Origin of the sequence: Sphingobacterium sp. SYP-B4668 (assembly GCF_027627455.1) — a bacterium.
Classification (GTDB): Bacteria; Bacteroidota; Bacteroidia; order Sphingobacteriales; family Sphingobacteriaceae; genus Sphingobacterium.
The window spans coordinates 4,879,125-4,900,855 of the sequence record NZ_CP115483.1 but is presented as its reverse complement, the minus strand read 5'-3'; the positions used below and the strand labels follow the sequence as shown (position 1 = coordinate 4,900,855).

Sequence of the window (21,731 nt, the reverse complement as noted above, 5' to 3'; positions counted from 1 at the left end):
ATGGAAAATATTTTAGATTCTTTCTATTATCAGTTAGCGGATGAGAACGACTGGGAAGGGAGAGTGGATGGTGATTCTACAGCGTATCTTCGTTGGCATCAGAGGATTGTTGTAGCTGACCTCCGTACAGATAAGCCGTCATGGAATGGAGGATATGTGTTGTTAGGATTTTGTTGTGATGAGGGTGTGAGACGTAATCAAGGTCGTGTAGGGGCTGTTGGAGGTCCAGTAGCTATACGGGATGTATTGCGAAATTTGCCAGTACATCATGAAAGTGCATTGTATGATGGAGGAAGTATTGTCTGCCTAGATGGCCATTTGGAGCGGGCGCAGCAAGCTTTAGCTGCTGCGGTAGAGTTGATTATCAAAGGGGGAGGTTTTCCAATTGTATTGGGTGGTGGACATGAGGTTACATATGGTCATTTCCAGGGTATTGATCGATGTTTCGGAGCTGACCGTACAATAGGTATTATTAATTTCGATGCTCATTTTGATTTAAGGGCACCTCAGGGGGGGACGTCTACATCTGGCACAGGATTTTATGAAATTGCACAGGATTTGGATAGTAAGGACTGTGAGATGGCCTATTTGGCTATAGGTATACAACAAATCAGTAATACCAAATTATTGTTCAATACGGCAACTGAATTGGGTGTGGAATATATTTTAGCGGATGAGTTGCGAATGAAGAATGATATTACTGAACACCTAGGGAAAATAGATAATTTTATCCAGAGGTGTGATGTTGTCTATCTAACGGTGGATTTGGATGTCTTTGCTGCGGCATATGCACCGGGGGTTAGTGCAACTGCTTTTTGTGGAATTGTTCCAGATGATGTCTTTTTTCAAATGTTCTACCGTATCCTGCATAGTGGAAAACTGATTTCATTGGATATTGCAGAACTGAATCCACTATATGATGTTGATAGTCGAACAGCTAAGTTGGGCGCAGATTTAGTCTTTAGGTTATTATCTAAGGATATCTGACAGGGAGTCTTCGCAAACGAAGACTCCCTGTCAGATATAAGATGTTTTATCTAGCCGTAAGGGCGTTATTTCCACGAATTCTTATCGATTGTTTTTTGTGGTATTCGTGGGTGTTCACATATACTAGCTCGGCATCTTTTAAATTCGCGGCATCTGAGTTTAACTTTGTGACAGTAATGTTCGCAATATTGTTGATATCGACTAAATAGGTCGCTGGATTTTCGGTGATAACAACTCCATCTATTAGGTATATTTTGGCTGTAGCTGTTTTAATATATTTCTTATCTATATTTTCAAGACTTAGCAAGTTTGATTTGTCAAAGCTAGCCGATTCTTTTAATTTTATAAATATCTTACCTGCATATTTTTTCCCATTAATGGTTGTGTCTTGCTTATCTACATACAAGCTGTCAATTAAATTCGGCTTCAAGGTGGACATCACAGATTTTTGTGTGAAGATGTTATTGACAAAGTAAGCGGGCTCACTTCTGTCGTTATCTTTTTGAAAATGAACCTTTAATTCCTGAGCTAGGACTGTAAGGGGTAAATATAGAGAGAAGAGTATGAAGTATTTCATAACCAATGGCTTTACTATAAAGCTAAGTAAGAAAAATGGTTTGAGCAAGAGTAGCCAATGAATAAATGATGAAGGCGTTCAACTATCGTCGAACGCCTTCAGGTATAGCCCATTTGAGAACGCGTAGGAACGTTCTATTGGTGTTAGATATTGACTGTAGCATCCATTTGAAAGTCCTCATTCATTAAGTGGACAATCTCGGTTGCTTTTTCGTAATTCGTAGATTTCTTAGAGAAGAAGTCATGTTGGGTTGTTTCGGTATTCAATCCATTCAGTACAATAGGGTTGACCTGCTTAACTTCGAAAATAGGATCAAAACCTAAATTCATCAAGGCTTTATTTCCATTGTAACGAACATATTCCTTAACTTCGGCCGTCAATCCTACAACTGTATAGATTTCTTCAGTATACTTTAATTCGTTTTCGTAAAGCTCGTTTAAGAGGGTCAAGAATCTTCCTTTTACTTCTTCTTTATTTGGTAACCTTCTATATACATCTTGAGCGATTAATCCTACAAAAATACCATGGATAGATTCATCGGCAATAATTTTTTTGATGATATCGGCAGAAGCGACCATTTGTCCCTGTCCACACAACCAAAGCGGTAAGAAAAATCCGGAGTAGAATAAGAAAGATTCTAATAAAACCGACGCCGCTAAAGCCATGAACAACTCTTCGTCTGTTGGATTCTCTTTGTCAATCGATCGGTAATATTTATCGATTGTCTGCGCTTTAAATTGTAGCTGTTTATTTTCCTCTACCCAACCAAATACATCGTTAATTTCATTGGTCGTGGATACAGTGGTGAATATAGTCGAGTAGGATTTGGCATGGATAGCTTCCATCATACACATGTAAGACAATACAGCTTTATTTTGTAGGGAATCAATGTGATCAATGATTTTTGGCATCCCCGTATGGCTCTGTAGTGTGTCTAAAAGAGTAAGGCCTCCCAATGCTTTTTTGTAACACTCTTTCATATCCCAGCTCAATCCCTTCCAGCTGTCGATATCTTTTGAGGGTATGTATTCCGTATCAATCCAAAATTGTTTTATATTCTGCTCCCAAAACATCAACGCATAATCATTGTCCGGGGTATTCCAGTTGACTGCTCTTATTTTTTTGTTCATAGTGGTATTTGTTGAAAGAAGCCGAATACTAACGAATGTAGTCGTTGATATTCAGCTTCTATATGATTATGTTTTTTTTCTTTTTATGCCGAACAGGATACACACTCGTCAATAGACGATTTGCGCGTACGCGTATAGTATAGCGATTTCAATCCTAATTTGTGCGCGTAGATATAGTACTTTGCCAAATCCCTTGTCGAGTCTTTCGAGTTGGTATGTAAGATGGTTGAAACACCTTGATCGATATGACGTTGCACAACAGATATTAATTTTAATACCTTCATTTGATCCATGTCATATGCAGACTTGAAGTAGAAGTAATTATCATTGGTTAAATATGGCATAGGGTAGTAAGTCGTACTATCTCCGTATTCGCGTACTTCGATGATATCTACAATAGGCATTACTGAAGCTGTTGAATTCATGATGTATGAAGTCGACTGATTCGGAGCAATTGCTAAACGGTAAGCATGGTATACGCCATGTTCTTTGACTTGTTCTTTCAAGTTTGCCCAATCTTCAATTGTAGGAATGTACATATCTCCAAAGAGTTCTTTTACTTTATCCGACTGTGGAAGATAATCTCTACTTAAGTATTTGTCAAAGTAAGATCCATCGGCATATCCTGATTTTTCAAAACCGACGAATGTTCTTTGGCGTTCTTTAGCAATCTCCATGGATGCTTCTAGTGAATAATAATTCATCATCATGAAGAATGTATTCGCAAAATCCAATGCTTCGTCTGATTCGTACATGATAAAGCTTTTCGCTAGGAAGCCATGTAAGTTCATTGCTCCTAGACCTACGGAGTGTAACTCACGGTTGGCCTTAGCTATAGATGGCACCATCTCAATATCCGTTACATCGGATACGACCGTGAGGGCGCGCATTGCCGTTTTGACTGTTTCCTTTACACGCTTATTATCCATCACTGTAGCGATGTTCAACGATCCCAGGTTACACGATATTCCGTAGCGGATAGTATCTTCTCTTCCGTAGATATTAATATCGGAGACTTCTGATACTTGCATAATCTCAGTACATAGATTCGAGAATTTGACCTGTCCAATGCCATTCAAAGCATGTTCACGGTTCGCATTCTCTTTGAAGAAGATATATGGGTAACCGGATTCCTTTTGGGTTTGCGCTATTTTCACAAGCATGTGACGAGCATTGATTTTTTTCTTCTTGATGTTGGGGTTGGTAATCAACTCCTCATACATCAAGTCCATATCCAGTTCATCGAGATACTTGCCATATTCTTGCATGACAGTGTGTGGATAGATGAGGTATGCGGCTTCGTCTTTTTCAGCCAGTTCCATAAATTTATCAGGAACGATGATACCAATGGACAAAGATTTGATACGGACTTTCTCGTCGACGTTGATTTTCTTACAGTCGAGGAATTCTTCGATATCTGAGTGGAAGATATTCAAATAAACAGCACCCGCCCCTGGACGCTGTCCAAGTTGGTTGGCGTACGAGAATGTGTCTTCCATGATTTTCATAATTGGCAATACGCCTCCGGCACGACCTTCAACACCTTTTATGGCTTCTCCACGGCCACGAATTTTGGAAATATTAAATGATACACCACCTCCAATGGACGACAGTTTCATTGCTGAGTCTACCGCATAGCCAATCCCATTGAGATTGTCACCGATTTCGTCAAGAAAACAAGATACCAACTCTCCAGAACGTTTTTTTCCAGCATTCAAGAAAGTCGGGGTAGCAGGTTGATACTCTTGATTGATGAAAATTTCTGCGTATTCAATAGCTTTATTGACACCTTCTTCACGTGCAAGAAATAATGCGACAGCGACTACACGGTCTTCATAGCGCTCTAAGAATTTTTCTCCGGAGTCGTCCCTCAATGCGTAGCTCTGGAAAAATTTGAACGCACTCATAAAGGATTGAAAGCGAAATTTTTTGGAGTAGACAAAGTTATATACCTCTTCCATTTGTTCGAATGTAAACCATTCATAGAAGTCAATATAATAATTTTGCTCGATTAGATAATCAATCTTCTCTTTCAATGTATAGAAGAATACAGTATTCTTATTTACATATTCCAAGAAATAGGCGCGTACAGCTTCTTTATCTTTATGCAAGCTATACTCGTCCTCATGTTTGATCATGATCTCATTGTTAAGCAATATCCAGCTTTTTGCTACCTCGTTCGCTATCATAGTTGTTATTCTTTATGATGTCAATAAATTGATTAATATCCTCCATTGTTCCTGACAGTTCAAATTTGAATGCCAGAGGGATGTCAAAGTCTGCGGCTATTTTGTCGGCTGCAAGACCAAAATTACGTCCCCAATTGCGATTCCCGCTAGAGGTGACGGAAATAATATGCTGTGCTTCTCTCCTCACAAAAGAAAGCGTACTTTCTGGTATCTGCCCGAAGTTGGTCGTAAAGGTGACTAAATGTCCCGCTTCTTCAACACATAAGTCTTCGGTTATTTTATGCGTGTGCCAGCCCGTGACTTGTGTCAGCTTGTCCATAAACCGTTGCACATTGCCTGTACGTGAGTCGTAATAAATATGTACCATGTTCTGTTGATTGAATAGTGATACACATGATTACAACGCAATAGCGGCCAATTCTTCCGGTTTGAATCCAATAATACGACTTTTGATTTCCTCATCTTCAAGCACAATGACTGTAGGGACAGTACGGACTTTGAACTTGACCGCTAATTCAGGCTGATCAAAAGGATTAATGGTTTCGTATTGAATACCTTTTTGATCCAGGTATGCCGACACTTGTGCACATGGTGCACAGTCATTTTTTTCAAATTTGATGATTCTTGCCATGATTGTTAATGTATAAAGCCAGACATTTCACCCCAGGTCGAAAGTTAGTGTCTGAAGATGATTAAAAGTACTCGCGGGAGATAGTTTTCCCAAGCGTTGAACAAATATCAACTATTTTAAATGGGAGGGCTAATGATACTTTTCCACAACTGAACTAACAACTTGCTGTAAACAGCGTTCCTGCGCGATTATTTTTGGTAAATGATTGGTTTTCAGCTGATGTTGAGAATGTGGATAACTTTAAAATTAATTTTACAACCAAATTTCAAGGGTGAAAATTCCATTTCATTGATGACAAAAGTAAGACAAAAATGACGCATTAAAATTGTTTTTTTTGCAGTATTTTTTGAATAGTCAAATACTTCAAATAAGCAAATAGAAAGATTGTTTTTTCTTTTTTTATAGTGGTAAGATTTTAGGAAATCTAATGGGGTGATGACGAAGGGGGACAGTTCTATTTTTGGCCGATTGAACTGCTTAAATCGGAGGCAGACGGCTTTTTCCTGTTTGGTTTTTCGAAAATCCTTAAAACAGGCTAATAAAAGGCATGACCAAGGAGATATGCTAGCGAAAACAATAAATGATTTCGCTAGCATATATGTAGGCACTATATTACTTTGCTTTTTTAATATTGAAGGGTACACTATACGTACCCCAGATTAGGGAAATCTTCCCCGATTTGTCAGCATTGATTTTGAATTGTTCTTGTGCGGCACTAGCCGTTGTATTTTTGACATCTATGCGTAGGACATCTTGTGCTTGGTCATATTTGGAGTTGCCCCATTGATCCCACACTTTATTGAGGATTACGGTTGTTTGTTTTTCGCCGGGAATGGTGAATAATCCGTATTTTCCAGCAGCCAATTTCTTACCTTCTACCATTACGTCTTTGTCGATTTCTAATGTAGTGGCTTCATTGGCTCCTGTCCGCCATACTTTGCCTCTTTCAGCTACGTCTACACCAATCTGACGCCCTTTTAAAGAAGGGCTACTGTAGTTGATATCTATGGTGACGCCATCATTGGTCGTGATTTTTGTATTGGCCGGAGGACTAGGACGTTTGGCTTTGTCTGTCTGTGCGAATGTTGCTATGCTGAGCAACATGGCGAATAGAAATAAGATAGGTGTTCTCATAAGGAGTTAATTTACAGTTTGATGTATTAAATATAACAAACTATTGATGATAATGTTGTGTTTGTCTGAATAAAAAATAAATCAATGATTACCGTGATGGGCTCCTATATGATGAGGATAATAACGGTGGTACATATGTATACAAGAAAAGCTCCTCTGGGGAGAGGAGCTTTTCTTAATATCGATCGTCTCTGCACCTATTCGTTGTTAGACGAGGTATTCAAATAGTGTTTGATCTTTGTTGACCTCGATAACTTCAAATTTGTATTCTTTCATTCGGTCTATTAATGACTGATAATCTTCTGGTTTATTCAACTCTATACCCACAAGTGCGGGGCCTCTTTCTCGTTCGGTCTTCTTGATGAACTCGAAGCGTGTGATGTCATCTTTAGGTCCCAATACTTCAGAAACAAAAAGTTTCAAGGCTCCCGGACGTTGTGGAAAACGAACGATGAAGTAGTGCTTGTAGCCTTCATACAAGAGTGATAATTCCTTGATTTCACTCATTCTGTCAATATCGTTATTACCTCCAGAGATTATACAAACGACTTTCTTCCCCTTGATTTCCTCCTTATGAAATTCCAGGGCGGCTACAGAAAGAGCTCCTGCAGGCTCAACGACGATAGCGTCTTTATTGTAAAGTTCCAGTATACATGTACAGATTTTTCCTTCGGGAATGGAACGGGTATCATCTAATAGTTGACGTGCTATTTCAAATGTAGTTGCCCCAATTTTTTTCACTGCGGCACCGTCCACAAATTTATTGATGTGTCCAAGTTCTATAGGTTCACCAGCATCCAAGGCTGCTTGCATAGAGGGTGCTCCTTCGGGCTCTACTCCAAAACATTTGATATTTTTATTCTTGCTTTTCAGGTAATAGCTTGCTCCTGCGGCCAACCCACCCCCACCAATTGGAATAAAGACAACATCTAGGTCTGGCAAGTCTTGGAGTACTTCTACAGCTACGGTGCCTTGACCTTCAATTACTTTGAGGTCATCAAATGGAGGTATAAACGTCATTCCATGTTCTGCGGTGTAGGTGAGCGCTGCTTTTTGGCAGTCATCAAAGGTGTCACCCGTGAGTATAATCTCCACATTGCCATTACCCCACATTTCTGTCTGTGAAATCTTTTGACGAGGTGTTGGTCCTGGCATGAAGATAACTCCTTTGATGTCGAGCTTACGACATGAAAAGGCGACACCTTGTGCATGGTTACCCGCACTAGCACATACAACTCCTTTGTTGCGCTCTTCCTCGGATAAGCTAACAATCTTGTTATAGGCTCCTCTTAATTTATAGGACCGAACTATCTGAAGGTCCTCCCTTTTAAGATAGACCTCAGCCTGATATTTATCTGAGAGGTGTTGGTTATATTGAAGAGGTGTCCTGTTGACAACATCTTTGATACGGTCAAGAGTAGCCTCTGAATTGATGGTTAGGGTTGATAAATCTAAAGTCATTGTTGTTTTAATTTCTCTGAAGTAATCAGGAGTGATAAAAGTTAAAAGGCTGCATCGCGCAGCCTTTTATATTAAATCTTAGCTTGGATGAGGCTCTTTAAGTCATCATCACAAATATCTTTTTTGGCATCAGCTAATACCAAGAAACGTTGATATGTCTCAGCCAATTCGTCTTTTTCCAATAGAAATCCTAGACGCTCTAAGTGATATTTAAGTGCATGGCGTCCTGAACGTGCTGTTAGGATGATATCAGCTTCTATTAGACCGACATCTTCAGGGCGGATGATTTCATAGGTCTCTCTGTGCTTAAGGAATCCATCTTGGTGGATACCTGAGCTGTGGGCAAATGCATTGCGACCGACGATAGCCTTATTGGGCTGTACCGGCATGTTCATCATCTCGCTAACCTTTCTACTTAAGTAGGTGAACATCTGACTGTTGATGTTGGAGGTTAAGCCGCCGAATGTCTGGTTGTGTACTTTTAGAATCATGGCCACCTCTTCCAAAGAAGTATTGCCTGCACGCTCACCTATACCGTTGATAGTACATTCTACTTGCCTGGCCCCGTTTTGAACAGCGGCGATGGAATTGGCCGTCGCAAGCCCCAAATCATTGTGACAGTGGGCAGATATAATTGCCTGGTCGATATTACGAACATTCTCAGTCAAATATTTGATCTTAGCACCATATTGGTCTGGTAGACAGTAACCATTTGTATCGGGAATATTGACCACCGTTGCTCCTGCTGCAATGACGCCTTCGACCATCTTAGCCAAAAATTCCAAGTCAGCACGTCCGGCGTCTTCTGCATAAAATTCCACGTCTTCTACATATGACTTAGCGTGTTTTACAGCAGAAATGGCACGTTCAAGTATTTCTTCGCGTGTGCTGTTAAATTTGTATTGAATATGTAAATCGGATGAGCCTATTCCGGTATGTATACGTGGTCTTTTTGCATATTTTAATGCTTCCGCTGCAACGTCGATATCATTTTTGTTAGCGCGTGTGAGTGCGCAGATGATGACATCATTTACGGCTTTTGACAATTCGACTACTGATTGAAAGTCGCCTGGGCTGGAAACTGGAAAACCTGCTTCGATTACATCGACGCCTAGTTTTTCCAAATCCTTTGCAATGTCAATCTTCTCTGGAGTAGTCAATTGACATCCGGGCACTTGCTCGCCATCCCTAAGGGTAGTGTCGAAAATATATAAGTGATTTGGATCGTGTAACATAGCTTTACGTTTTTATGTTTGAACCTTGTTTAATACTATTTAATAAATTCTAATACCTTTGCACCCATTTCTTTTGTACCTAATAGTTTGTCGGCCGGAGTTTGGGTATTCGCTATATCGCCAGTTCTCCAACCAGCTTTTAATGTGTCAGCAACAGCTTGTGTGACTTCCTTGGCTTCATTTTGCAAGCCAAAGCTGATATCTAGCATCAACGCTACAGAGAGAATAGAAGCTAAAGGGTTGGCTTTATTTTGTCCTGCAATATCATGCGCAGATCCGTGTATGGGTTCAAAAAAACCAGTGCCATCTCCAATTGATGCTGACGCTAACATACCCATTGAACCTGCAATCTGGGAAGCTTCATCTGTAAGAATATCGCCAAATAGATTTGCTGTTAGTACGACATCAAATTTCTTCGGATTCTTGACCAATTGCATAGCGGCGTTGTCGATAAACATGTGCTCAGTCTCTACATCTGGGTATTCCTTTGCTAATTCCTGCACGACTTCTCTCCAAAGACGAGAAGTTTCCAATACATTGGCTTTATCTACAGAACATAACTTTCGGCCTCGTGTGCGTGCTGCTTCAAATGCTTTACGGGCGATACGTTCGACTTCATAACGATTGTAGTTCATGAGGTCGGATGCAAATGTATTGTCTTCACTACGTTTCTTCTCTCCGAAGTATACATCGCCCGTCAATTCGCGAAAGAAGAGGATATCCGTTCCTTTGAGGACTTCTGGTTTTAAACTAGAGGCATCTAAAAGTTCATCAAACAATAAAATAGGGCGAAGATTGGCGTATAATCCAAGCTCTTTCCTGATTTTCAATAAGCCTTGTTCCGGGCGTACTTTTGCTGTTGGGTCATTATCATATTTGGCATGGCCAATAGCTCCAAAAAGGATAGCATCATTAGTTTTGGCCTTTTGTAATGTTTCTTCTGGGAGAGGATCTCCTGTTGCCTCGATGGCCGTATGTCCCATGATTGCTTCGTCGAATACAAAATCGTGTCCGTATTTTTGACCAATCTTTTCTAAAACTTTTTTACCCCAAGTTGTTACTTCTTGTCCAATTCCGTCCCCAGGGATGATTAAAATGTTTTTTTTCATCTATTTTATCTTTTTTATTTACGGAGTATATGAACTCCATGGTGTAAATGAGCTCGGTACACTCGGTTCATTTACTGATGAGCACTCGAATAAATAATATTTGCTAGTGCATGTCAAAATTACTTATATCTCGGTTTCATTAGAATAAATTATTCCTTGATTCGCCGCTTGACGGATCTGTTCTTCTTTTATTAAAGTAATGAACGCTGTATTTCGTAAGCGATTATCTAGATTTGTCCGTTTCTAGAAGTAAGCGATTTCATTACTGTGGTATGCTTTCTATATCCTGTTCGCAGGCTTTTACTTTGCCTTTTTCTAATATTAATCGATTGTTGATACACTTTGGTAATTGAGATTGGAAATGTCCAACATAGATTAATGTCTGTCCATGCTTGCATAGGTCGTCAACTACTTCATTAAAATACCTGGACTGTTCTGCATCCAGCCCTTGACAGGGTTCATCGAGAATTAGTAATTCCGGATTCTTGACAATCGTACGAGCCAAGAGTGCTAACCGCTGCTTTCCTAAAGGCAAGGTGCCCAACGTATGATTTTTATACTCCGTTAAATCAAAAAAATCGAGAACTTGATCCAGTTTTTGTTTTTTATCAAAGCCAAGGTTTTGGTAAAGTCCAACGGAATCAAAGAATCCAGATGCAATGGTCTGCCATATTTTGGCGTTACTATCAAAGTACCAATGCAATTCGGGTGAGATTATACCCAAATGGGCTTTTATATCCCAGATGCTCTCTCCACTGCCGCGTTTTTTTCCGAATAGGTGGATATCATTCGCATATGCCTGAGGATGATCTCCATTTATTAGGCTCAAAAGCGTGGATTTCCCAGAGCCATTGTGCCCTTGTAGGAGCCATTTGTCTCCAGCTTTGATTTTCCAGCTGATATTTTTCAATACATGCTTGTCGCCATAGGAGACATTTATATTGTTCATCTGAACCATTACCTCAGCAGAGACCTGTGGATCTTGTTGGAGAAAATAGGGAAGAGGTTTTCGGATTCGATTTTCTTCTTTTTCGATTTCTTGTACTGAATTTACAAAATGAAGTTTTCCTTCCCTTATTTCTGCAAATCGATTGATACAGTTAGGAAGCTCGTCATCATTATTAATGAGAACCAATTGGGATCCTTTTTCCGCAAGTTCATCAAAAAATGTATTTAAAGTTTTTCTTGTCTGTACATCTAATCCAGTATAAGGTTGGTCAATGATTAGCAGTTGCGGTTGTAGCCATAGCGCTTTTACCAACTGTAGCTTTTTGTGCTCACCGCTAGACATTTCTATGAGCTGTTGATCTTGGAAATTATCAAATCCAAAAGCTTCTAAATATCTTTGGACATCTTCAAAACGAAGTTGCTCCACTTTAGCATGGTGTAAAAGTTCTGCGTGAACTGTCAGCGTGTCGTTTTTTGCGAATTTATTATATCGTTGTTGATAATAGAAATTGCGATCACCTTCTAAGTTCGTAAATTGGAACCAGCTGGATACATATACGGCTTTAGGAGTGAGGGAGGGGGCTTCATGAAAGCGGATACTTACTTCTCCCAATGTTTTTCGTTGTCCCACTATAGCTTGGGCCAATGAAGTCTTTCCTGATCCACTTTTTCCGCCAATGAGCCAATGTTCTCCTGGAAAAATTTGCCAATTTAAATCCTGCAATATCGTATGGCTACCGTATTGGAGGGATAAATTGACTATATGGACAAAAGGCTCTACCATTATTGAGTCTGTTCGAATGCTTCGATTGCTGTTCTTTGGTTTAGGATGAAATCAATGTCATCATATCCATTGATTAAACATGATTTTTTGTATGGATTGATATCAAATGTACTCTGTTCGCCTGTTTCCGTCAACGTAACGGTTTGATTTTCTAAGTCTACAATAATTTCTGTTACAGGATTTTTGAATACTAAATCAAATATTTTTTCTAAAAACTCGTCTGTAACTTGAATCGGTAATACACCATTGTTTAAAGCATTTCCTTTAAAAATATCAGCAAAGAAAGAGCTTATAACAACATCAAATCCATAATCTTGGATTGCCCATGCAGCGTGTTCACGGCTAGAGCCACATCCGAAGTTTTTACCCGCAACAAGAATTTTCCCGTTGTAAGTGGGGTTGTTCATGACAAAGTCAGCTTTGGGTTGGTTGTCCCCATCAAAGCGCCAGTCACGAAATAAATTGTCGCCAAATCCTTCTCTTGTAGTCGCTTTTAAGAATCTCGCAGGAATGATTTGATCGGTATCAATATTTTCGATAGGTAATGGTACTACCTGAGATGTTAATTTTTTGAATACTTTCATGTTTTCTTAAATATGTGTATTAAAGATATAAGATTCAAGACCGTAATAGATATGCAGAGAATTGTCTTTGTTCCTTTAGTCTTTGTTCCACATGCCTTTATTTATATCAATTCCCTTACGTCACTTATTTTTCCGGTAACTGCTGCTGCTGCTGCAGTAAGCGGTGATACCAGCATCGTCCTTGCATTAGGTCCTTGACGGCCTTCAAAGTTTCGATTGGATGTTGATACACAATACTTTCCAGCAGGTATTTTATCTTCATTCATCCCTAAGCAAGCGCTACAACCTGGTTCTCTTAATTGGAAACCAGCTTCTTCAAAAATTTTATCTAATCCCTCTTCTTTTGCTTGTTTCTCCACTTGCTTAGAACCAGGTACGATCCAAACTTCTACTTGAGAAGCTTTTTGTTTTCCTTTAACAAATGATGCTACTTCTCTCAGATCTTCAATTCTAGAGTTGGTGCAACTACCTATGAATACATAGTCTACCGGCTTGCCCAATACAGGTGCATCATCGGCAAATCCCATGTATTCCAACGCTTTTTTGTAAGATGGACGTTCGCTTTCGGGTTGAGACAGTGTGGGGGGTACGCTTTCACGGATGCCCATTCCCATTCCTGGATTGGTGCCGTACGTAATCATCGGAGCAATATCCTCCGCTTTGAACTCGAGGACAGCATCAAAAGATGCATCTTGATCAGAATATAACGTTTTCCAATATGCCAAGGATTTATCCCATTCTTCTCCTTTAGGTGCAAATTCCCGACCTTTGATATAATCAAATGTAGTTTGATCCGGAGCTATGAGACCTCCACGCGCACCCATCTCGATACTCATGTTGCAGATAGTCATCCTTGCTTCCATACTCAATGAGCGAATGGCTGATCCTGCATACTCAATGAAATATCCCGTTCCCCCAGCAGCAGATATTTTGGCAATAATATAGAGAATGATGTCTTTGGCACCTACTCCATTCTGAAGTGTACCGTTGACCTCGATTTTCATGGTCTTAGGTTTTTGTTGTAGTAAGCATTGCGTGGCGAATACTTGCTCTACTTGTGAAGTGCCTATACCAAAAGCAATAGCACCAAAAGCTCCATGTGTGGATGTGTGGCTGTCACCACATACCATTGTTTTGCCCGGCAAAGTGATGCCAAGCTCAGGACCAATAACATGGACAATACCCTGAAAAGGGTGTCCTAAGCCATATAGTTCTATCCCGAATTCAGCACAGTTCTTGGTTAACATGTCTACCTGATATCTAGAAAGCTCTTCTTTAATCGGTAAATGTTGATTAAGGGTAGGGACATTATGATCTGCAGTCGCCACAGTCTGTTGTGGACGAAAGACCGGAAGCCCTCTTTTACGTAACCCATCAAAAGCTTGAGGAGAGGTGACCTCGTGGATTAGGTGCGTATCGATATATAGAATATCCGGAAATCCTTCTTCACGTTTGACGACATGTGCGTCCCAAATCTTTTCTACTAATGTTTTTGACATTTCTCTTTCTCTCAATTAATTTTCATCAGAATAAGTACTGTGTGATTCGCCAACAGGTGAATCGATTTGTTTTATTAACGAGTGTTGGCATTCACGAGCATGAATGAGCTCGTTTCACTCGGATTAATGATGATGAAACCAAACCTAATGTAGGTGCAATGCATATAGCAACGGTGTTATATGTATAAGGTTTCATCAATTTAATAAGGGGTAAATCTTATTTTCATAATCTTCACCCCTTATTTAACCCTCTAAATTACAAAAATTTTAAGTAGTTTTAATTGCTTTCATAGCAGTCATTGCTTTACGTAATTTTCTACCCACCACTTCGACAGGATGATCACGTAGGATTTCGTTGATTTCGACAAGTGTTGCATTATCTACAGCTCCATCTTTACCATCGTTGAAATTTTTACCGACTAAGTCTGTATCCACCGTCTTCATAAAATTACCTAACAACGGTTTGCAGGCTTGGTCGAACAAATAGCAACCATATTCAGCCGTGTCGGAAATAACGCGGTTCATCTCAAATAGTTTCTTACGGGCAATAGTATTGGCGATAAGTGGTGTCTCGTGTAAGGACTCGTAATAAGCTGATTCTGGTTTGATTCCAGCTTCAACCATCGTTTCGAAGGCCAATTCAACACCCGCTCTGACAAAAGCGACCATTAACAAATAATTGTCAAAATATTCTTGTTCGCCTATTTTTACATCTCCAGCAGGTGTTTTTTCAAATGCAGTTTCACCTGTCTCTGCTCTCCATTTCAATAGGTTGGCGTCTCCATTGGCCCAATCTTCCATCATTACACGACTGAATTCGCCAGCCATGATATCATCTTGGTGTTTTTGGAAAAGTGGACGCATAATGTCTTTCAAGTCTTCTGAAATTTCAAAAGCTTTAACTTTCGCTTGATTGCTCAACCGATCCATCATACCGCTTACACCACCGTGTTTCAATGCTTCGGTAATGACCTCTACACCATATTGTACCAGTTTGGAAGCATATCCAGCATCGATTCCCTTTTCGACCATTTTATCGAATGAAAGTATAGAACCCGTCTGTAATAGGCCACAAAGGATAGTTTGCTCTCCCATTAGATCTGATTTAACTTCAGCAACGAATGTTGAACGTAGTACACCTGCACGGTGACCACCAGTACCTACACAATATGCTTTAGCTTGCGCTAATCCCTTTCCTTCAGGGTCATTCTCTGGGTGAACGGCGATTAGAGTTGGTACACCAAAGCCTCTTAAATATTCGGCACGCACTTCAGAACCAGGACACTTAGGTGCGACCATGATGACGGTCAGGTCTTTACGAATTTGCATGCCTTCTTCTACGATGTTGAAACCGTGCGAGTACGACAAAGTCGACCCTTGTTTCATTAACGGCATCACTGCATTGACCACCGAGGTGTGTTGCTTATCGGGAGTGAGGTTGATAACAACATCTGCCGAAGGAATCAATTCTTCATAGGTTCCAACTGTAAAGTTATTGTCGGTTGCATTTTTCCAAGAATCTCTTTTTTGTTCAATAGCCTCTTTGCGTAAGGCATAAGAAACATCCAGACCACTATCTCTTAAGTTAAGTCCTTGGTTCAATCCTTGAGCTCCACATCCCACGATTACTAATTTTTTGCCTTTTAGTGCTTCCACACCTTCTGCGAATTCGGAATTGTCCATGAACTCGGCCACGCCTAATTGGTTTAATTGCTCTCTTAGCGGTAATGTGTTGAAATAATTTGCCATTTTTTTAATTCTTAATATTGTTGTTATTAGGTTGTTTACTCTAAATTATTGCACAAGTCTGCGTTGTGCCAACGCGTATCCATAGTGTACATTATCATGACCAGAAGTCAAGGCTACAACTTCTTCGATTGTTTCCATTGGATAACCATACGTTGCCGTTGAAAAGGTTGTGATTGTTCCAAAAACATTGTTTTCATAGTCTTTACAGATTTCTTCGATACTTTTGATGGCAATTGCTTTCAATTCGTCGATTTCAGTTTGTTCTACAAAACGGGTAGGCTTCGTATCTTTTTTATAATCCTCATTGTATTTGACCCAAGTAGTATCTGATTTGATTCCAGTACGGACATATACCAATGTTTGGGTGCTGACAACAATATGTCCAAAATTCCAAATGATATTGTTGTTGAATCCCGATGGAATATTGTTTAGTTGTTCTACAGAAAGGCTATCAATCAATTCAATGAACTTTTGGCGGGCCTGTAGGATAAATTTAAATGTCTCTTCCATCTGATTACATAGTAAATACATCATCACGTTTGTCGAGATATTCATTTTCGACAATCTCTTCAGATGGTTGTTTCTGTTCGAACTGAATTAATTTAGAATGAAATCCCGCACTATTTTTGATAATAGCAATACGAGCGCCACGTACAAACTCAATCAGTCCGTATTTGGTTAGCTCTTCTGTTAGTTTGTCAATTTCCTCACGGTGGCCAGCTGTTTCAAATACAGTATAATCATTCCGAATGACGACCGCAGATGCCCCATATTCACGTAGTAGGCGTTCTACAGGTGCTTTTTCGGCGATAATGTCTGTTGGTACTTTATATAAAGCTTGCTCTTGCCAGATAACTTCATCATTGGTGTTATAGTACGCTTTTAAGATATCTATCTGCTTCTCTAATTGACGACATAGCTTACGCACGACTTCTTCAGTCTCCGTAATAACGATGGTGAACCGATGTATGCCCTCGACTTCAGAAGGAGAGGTATTTAAGCTTTCTATATTTATTTTTCTTCTAGAGAAGATGGTCGAAATCCGACCGATAAGCCCGATAGAATTCTCTGTATATAGGGTGATAGTATATTCTTGTTTTTCCATTTTTACAGCTTTTTGGCTATAAGTCCTAGATGAGATATTGGTAAGATCAATCCTCTAGGACCTATGGCAATGTATTATTTTAATCGGATCTCTGAGACAGATGTCCCTTGTGCAACCATTGGGAAGACGTTGTTCTCTTTTCCCACCATTACTTCTAGAAGGTATGCGCCATCGTGATTCAGCATAGCTTCCAATGCAGTCCGAAGGTCTTTTCTTTCACAAACTTTTTGCCCTTCAATATAGTAACCCTTAGCTACCGCTACAAAGTCAGGACTGGTGATATTTACAAAAGAATAACGTTTGTCGTGGAACAATTGCTGCCACTGACGTACCATCCCTAAGAATTCGTTGTTAAGAATCAGTATCTTAACTTTCGCTCCAAATTGCATGATAGTTCCCAATTCTTGTAATGTCATCTGGAAACCTCCGTCACCAATAATAGCCACAACGGTTTTATCTGGAGCACCATACCAAGCTCCGATAGCTGCGGGTAACCCAAAGCCCATTGTACCTAGCCCACCCGAGGTAACATTTGATCTGCTGTTGTTAAATTTGGCATATCTACAAGCGACCATTTGGTGTTGTCCAACATCAGTTGTGATGATTGCATCACCGTTAGTTAATTCATTCAGTATATTGACCACCTCACCCATTGTCATCGTATCCGTTGTCGGGTGAAGTTCATTTTGAATGACTTCTTTTATTTCTTCTTTTTCTAAAGCTCTGAATTGGGCTAACCATTGGGAATGGTCGACTGGTTTGATTGCGGCTGTTAGAAGAGGAAGACTAAGTTTGCAATCTCCCCATACAGGTACCGTCGTTTGTACATTCTTGTCTATCTCAGCGGGGTCAATATCTAGATGTATGACCTTCGCTTGTTTAGCATATTTATCCAAACGGCCAGTCACACGATCATCGAAACGCATACCTATAGCAATAAGTACGTCGCACTCATTGGTCATCACGTTTGGAGCATAGTTTCCGTGCATTCCCAACATTCCGACGTGTAGGGGGTGGTCGGTCTCCAAGGCGCTGAGTCCCATGACTGTTGAAGCTGAGGGGATCCCCGATTTCTCAATGAAGGTCTTAAATTCCTGCTCAGCTTTGCCTAAGATTATACCTTGTCCAAATAGAACAAAAGGTTTCTTTGCTGCATTGATGAGATTGGCGGCCTGCTCAATATATTCATTTCTGACTTCGGGAGCAGGTCTATAACTACGGACGTGTTCACATTTCTGATACCCTTCATAATCGAATAATTGTAATTGGGCATTTTTTGTTATGTCAATGAGTACCGGACCTGGTCTCCCAGTGCTAGCAATATAGAATGCTTTAGCTAATGCATGGGGGATTTCAGAGGCGTCCGTTACCTGGTAGTTCCATTTTGTGATAGGGGCGGTAATGTTCATGACATCTGTCTCCTGAAATGCATCAGTTCCCAACAAAGACGCAAATACCTGTCCAGTAATGCAAACGATGGGATTGCTATCAATCAGTGCATCCGCTAAGCCGGTGACAAGATTGGTTGCCCCTGGACCACTAGTGGCAAATACCACACCTGTACGACCTGAGGTGCGTGCATAACCTTGAGCGGCATGTATACCTCCCTGCTCGTGACGTACCAAAATATGCTTAAGGCGATCGTTATAATCGTAAAGGGCATCATAGATAGGCATGATTGCACCACCTGGATATCCAAATACGGTGTCAACACCTTCACATAATAAAGCTTCCAACACCGCTTGAGAACCCGATTTTTGAGTAGATTCTTTGGGTTTTATTGTTGGTGCTTTATTTTCTGTTTTTTCCAGTGTACTCATTACTTTAATTTTAGTCGATTAGTTTATTAGTTTTAGTTGTTGATTATCCGGTTCTGCTATTAAAGGTCTGTTACACAGCCTTCGGATGCATCTGCCACGGTCTTGGCATATTTGTAGAGAACTCCTTTGGATACTTTTAACGCAGGTTGAGTCCATTTTGCTCGTCTTGCGGCAATGGTCGCTTCATCTACCTTTAGGTTGATAGAATTGTTGACTGCGTCGATTTCGATAATGTCATCGTTTTCGACTAAACCAATCAATCCTCCCTGATAGGCCTCAGGAGTGATGTGTCCTACGACAAATCCATGTGTTCCTCCAGAGAAACGACCATCGGTAATTAAGGCTACGGATTTTCCGAGTCCTGCTCCAATGATAGCAGATGTAGGTTTTAACATTTCTGGCATTCCAGGGGCGCCCTTAGGACCTTCATTAATGATCACGACAACATCACCTTGTTTGACGGTTCCATCTTGTATGCCTTTGATCAGACGTTGCTCTCCGTCAAATACACGAGCCGGTCCTGTGAATTTTTCACCTTCTTTTCCGGATATTTTAGCGACAGATCCTTTCTCAGCAAGATTTCCATATAAAATCTGAAGGTGTCCGGTTGCTTTTATTGGATCACTGAGTTTGTGAATAATATTTTGGTCGTAATCCATGATTGATTTCACGTTTTCCAGATTTTCAGCTAGTGTCTTCCCGGTTACGGTCATACAGTCTCCATGCAATAGTCCTTCCTCCAACAAGTACTTAAGTACTGCAGGTGTGCCACCATACTGGTGGAGATCTTGCATGAGATATTTACCAGACGGTTTGAAGTCTGCTAACACTGGCGTCTCATCACTCATCCGTTGAAAATCATCTTGTGTAATATCCACGCCGATAGCTTTACCTATAGCGATAAAGTGCAATACCGCATTTGTGCTACCCCCAAGGATGATAATTGATCTAATTGCATTTTCAAATGCCTTTCGGGTCATGATATCCGATGGTTTGATATCTTTTTCCAACAGGATACGGATATACTTGCCCGCCTCTAGACATTCTGCTTTTTTCTCATCCGATACAGCAGGGTTAGAGGAGGAATAAGGTAAGCTCATGCCTAAAGCTTCGATTGCAGAGGCCATGGTATTGGCGGTGTACATTCCGCCGCAAGCGCCTGCTCCGGGGCAAGTATGTTTTATAATCCCTTCATAATCTTCATCGGACAGGTTGCCGCAAATCTTTTGACCTAACGCTTCGAATGCGGATACAATATTGAGTTCCTCCCCTTTATAATGACCAGGAGCGATAGTACCCCCGTATACCATTATAGCTGGTCTGTCTAGGCGACCCATAGCGATAATTGCGCCAGGCATATTTTTATCACAGCCAGGAATAGCTATAAGGCCGTCATAATATTGTCCTCCGCATATCGTCTCAATGCTGTCTGCTATGACATCGCGGCTGACGAGTGAATAGCGCATACCATCGGTGCCATTGCTCATCCCATCACTTACTCCAATCGTACCAAAAGTCAAACCTACTAAATCATTGTTCCAAACACCTGTCTTGACGACCTGTGCTAGATCATTGAGGTGCATGTTGCAGGTATTACCATCGTATCCCATACTGGCAATACCGACCTGTGCTTTGTCCATATCAGCATCGGTGAGTCCGATCCCATATAACATGGCCTTTGCAGCAGGTTGTGTAGCGTCTTGCGTAAATGTACGGCTGTACTTATTCATTTCATTTTCGCCGTTAGATGATGACTTCATAGTTTTCGTTCTCTAATACTAGGTTTTTATATCTTCTTTGGATGGAAGCTCCTATAGTGTGCTCCCAATCCTCTTTAAAAATTATATGATCGATTTGTTTGATACCGATAATTTCTGCAGCTGTGCCACATAAGAAAGCGCTATCAGCCTCATATACATCTTGAATGGTGAGAGGTCTTTCGATAAGTTCAAAATTCAGTTTTTTGCATATATTGATTACCGCTGAACGCGTTATGCCAGGAAATACGGTTTTCAAAGGAGCAGTGTATATTTTGTAATCTTTCTCGATAAAGAGGTTCTCACTAGATGCTTGCGCCACGAATCCTTCTTGATCTAAAAGAAGTGCTTCGTCAAATCCTTTTTTTATAGCTTCTGTACTTGCTAAGATGGAATTGATATATTGACCACTGATTTTTGATTCGACAGGAAAAGCCTTTGGACTTGGTCGTTGTATATTCGTGATGCATACCCTTAATAGATTTTGTCCTAAATAAGGCCCCCATTCCCATGCTGCAATCAACATCTTGGCATGTGTAGCAGAGGTAAGGTGCATATTTGATCCAGCTATAACCAGAGGTCGGATATAGGCTTCACGAAGATTGTTCAAGCTCAATAATTCGTAGGTCCTTTCGACTAATTCACGATTGTCCCATATATATGGTATACTAATAGCTTCGCAGGATTTTTGAAGTCTATCAAAATGTTCCTCCGCCTTGAATATACGCGTCCCATTATGGGTATTATAAGCTCTTAGACCTTCAAATGCTCCATATCCATAGTGTAACGCCTGACCGTATAAATCCACGCCAGCGGAAGATGCTTTTACAAAGCTACCTTCTAAATATATAAGCGTTTCATCGTTGTAGTATTGCATACATTTATCAAATTTTAATTCCACTTATTGTGATACGGATATTCCTCAATCTCAGTGAGCCATTTCAATTGGTACATTTGATGCTCAAAATGATAATTGTAAGATAGGACGAATAAAAATACTACGCAATAGCCGAGCTTATAATTTTGAAATAG

At 40.3% G+C, this 21,731-nt stretch carries 19 protein-coding genes; 1 reads left to right on the top strand and 18 read right to left on the bottom strand.

Annotation, left to right across the window (positions count from 1 at the left end):
• Positions 1 to 987, top strand: coding sequence for a formimidoylglutamase (hutG, locus tag OQ289_RS20010; protein ID WP_270088515.1), 987 nt, complete (start codon positions 1 to 3; stop codon positions 985 to 987).
• A 46-nt stretch (positions 988 to 1,033) separates the two neighbouring features.
• Here the strand turns inward: hutG and OQ289_RS20005 are convergent, their stop codons facing one another.
• The 18 genes from OQ289_RS20005 to OQ289_RS19920 form a co-directional block, all read right to left on the bottom strand.
• Positions 1,034 to 1,564: a hypothetical protein gene (locus OQ289_RS20005; protein WP_270088514.1), complete on the bottom strand. Its 531-nt coding sequence runs from the start codon at positions 1,562 to 1,564 to the stop codon at positions 1,034 to 1,036.
• Between the two features lie 143 nt (positions 1,565 to 1,707).
• Positions 1,708 to 2,694, bottom strand: a complete 987-nt coding sequence (nrdF, locus tag OQ289_RS20000; RefSeq protein ID WP_270088513.1) for a class 1b ribonucleoside-diphosphate reductase subunit beta — start codon at positions 2,692 to 2,694, stop codon at positions 1,708 to 1,710.
• Between the two features lie 83 nt (positions 2,695 to 2,777).
• Positions 2,778 to 4,832: a class 1b ribonucleoside-diphosphate reductase subunit alpha gene (nrdE, locus tag OQ289_RS19995; protein ID WP_270088512.1), complete on the bottom strand. Its 2,055-nt coding sequence runs from the start codon at positions 4,830 to 4,832 to the stop codon at positions 2,778 to 2,780.
• 10 nt (positions 4,833 to 4,842) lie between these two features.
• The gene (nrdI, locus tag OQ289_RS19990; RefSeq protein ID WP_270088511.1) at positions 4,843 to 5,250 is read right to left on the bottom strand and encodes a class Ib ribonucleoside-diphosphate reductase assembly flavoprotein NrdI; all 408 of its coding nucleotides are present in this window, start codon (positions 5,248 to 5,250) and stop codon (positions 4,843 to 4,845) included.
• Between the two features lie 30 nt (positions 5,251 to 5,280).
• Complete coding sequence (locus OQ289_RS19985) at positions 5,281 to 5,514, bottom strand: glutaredoxin family protein (protein ID WP_033565510.1); 234 nt, start codon at positions 5,512 to 5,514, stop codon at positions 5,281 to 5,283.
• Between the two features lie 612 nt (positions 5,515 to 6,126).
• A complete protein-coding gene (locus tag OQ289_RS19980) occupies positions 6,127 to 6,648 on the bottom strand; it encodes a DUF2911 domain-containing protein (protein WP_270088510.1) in 522 nt (173 codons plus the stop codon).
• 207 nt (positions 6,649 to 6,855) lie between these two features.
• Positions 6,856 to 8,109 (bottom strand): threonine ammonia-lyase IlvA, encoded by a 1,254-nt coding sequence (gene ilvA, locus OQ289_RS19975; protein ID WP_270088509.1) that lies wholly within the window; start codon positions 8,107 to 8,109, stop codon positions 6,856 to 6,858.
• Positions 8,110 to 8,180: 71 nt separating this feature from the next.
• Positions 8,181 to 9,344: a 2-isopropylmalate synthase gene (locus tag OQ289_RS19970; protein ID WP_270088508.1), complete on the bottom strand. Its 1,164-nt coding sequence runs from the start codon at positions 9,342 to 9,344 to the stop codon at positions 8,181 to 8,183.
• A 35-nt stretch (positions 9,345 to 9,379) separates the two neighbouring features.
• Positions 9,380 to 10,453, bottom strand: a complete 1,074-nt coding sequence (gene leuB, locus OQ289_RS19965) for a 3-isopropylmalate dehydrogenase (RefSeq protein ID WP_033565506.1) — start codon at positions 10,451 to 10,453, stop codon at positions 9,380 to 9,382.
• Between the two features lie 262 nt (positions 10,454 to 10,715).
• A complete protein-coding gene (locus OQ289_RS19960; RefSeq protein ID WP_270088507.1) occupies positions 10,716 to 12,185 on the bottom strand; it encodes an ATP-binding cassette domain-containing protein in 1,470 nt (489 codons plus the stop codon).
• Positions 12,185 to 12,769 (bottom strand): 3-isopropylmalate dehydratase small subunit, encoded by a 585-nt coding sequence (leuD, locus tag OQ289_RS19955; RefSeq protein ID WP_270088506.1) that lies wholly within the window; start codon positions 12,767 to 12,769, stop codon positions 12,185 to 12,187. Before leuD ends, OQ289_RS19960 begins: the two co-directional genes overlap by 1 nt.
• A 101-nt stretch (positions 12,770 to 12,870) precedes the next feature.
• Positions 12,871 to 14,268 carry a 3-isopropylmalate dehydratase large subunit gene (gene leuC, locus OQ289_RS19950; RefSeq protein WP_270088505.1) on the bottom strand — a complete coding sequence of 466 codons (1,398 nt, stop codon included), beginning with the start codon at positions 14,266 to 14,268 and terminating at the stop codon, positions 12,871 to 12,873.
• A gap of 267 nt (positions 14,269 to 14,535) precedes the next feature.
• Complete coding sequence (gene ilvC / locus OQ289_RS19945) at positions 14,536 to 16,017, bottom strand: ketol-acid reductoisomerase (RefSeq protein ID WP_033565502.1); 1,482 nt, start codon at positions 16,015 to 16,017, stop codon at positions 14,536 to 14,538.
• A 45-nt stretch (positions 16,018 to 16,062) separates the two neighbouring features.
• Entirely contained in the window at positions 16,063 to 16,527 is a 465-nt protein-coding gene (locus OQ289_RS19940) for a DinB family protein (protein ID WP_270088504.1), read from the bottom strand.
• A 4-nt stretch (positions 16,528 to 16,531) separates the two neighbouring features.
• Positions 16,532 to 17,122, bottom strand: a complete 591-nt coding sequence (ilvN, locus tag OQ289_RS19935; RefSeq protein WP_033565501.1) for an acetolactate synthase small subunit — start codon at positions 17,120 to 17,122, stop codon at positions 16,532 to 16,534.
• A 74-nt stretch (positions 17,123 to 17,196) separates the two neighbouring features.
• Positions 17,197 to 18,942: a biosynthetic-type acetolactate synthase large subunit gene (gene ilvB / locus OQ289_RS19930; RefSeq protein WP_270088503.1), complete on the bottom strand. Its 1,746-nt coding sequence runs from the start codon at positions 18,940 to 18,942 to the stop codon at positions 17,197 to 17,199.
• Positions 18,943 to 19,001: 59 nt separating this feature from the next.
• Positions 19,002 to 20,702 carry a dihydroxy-acid dehydratase gene (gene ilvD, locus OQ289_RS19925; RefSeq protein ID WP_033565499.1) on the bottom strand — a complete coding sequence of 567 codons (1,701 nt, stop codon included), beginning with the start codon at positions 20,700 to 20,702 and terminating at the stop codon, positions 19,002 to 19,004.
• Positions 20,686 to 21,576 carry a branched-chain amino acid transaminase gene (locus OQ289_RS19920; protein WP_033565498.1) on the bottom strand — a complete coding sequence of 297 codons (891 nt, stop codon included), beginning with the start codon at positions 21,574 to 21,576 and terminating at the stop codon, positions 20,686 to 20,688. Before OQ289_RS19920 ends, ilvD begins: the two co-directional genes overlap by 17 nt.
• Between the last annotated feature and the right edge of the window lie 155 nt (positions 21,577 to 21,731).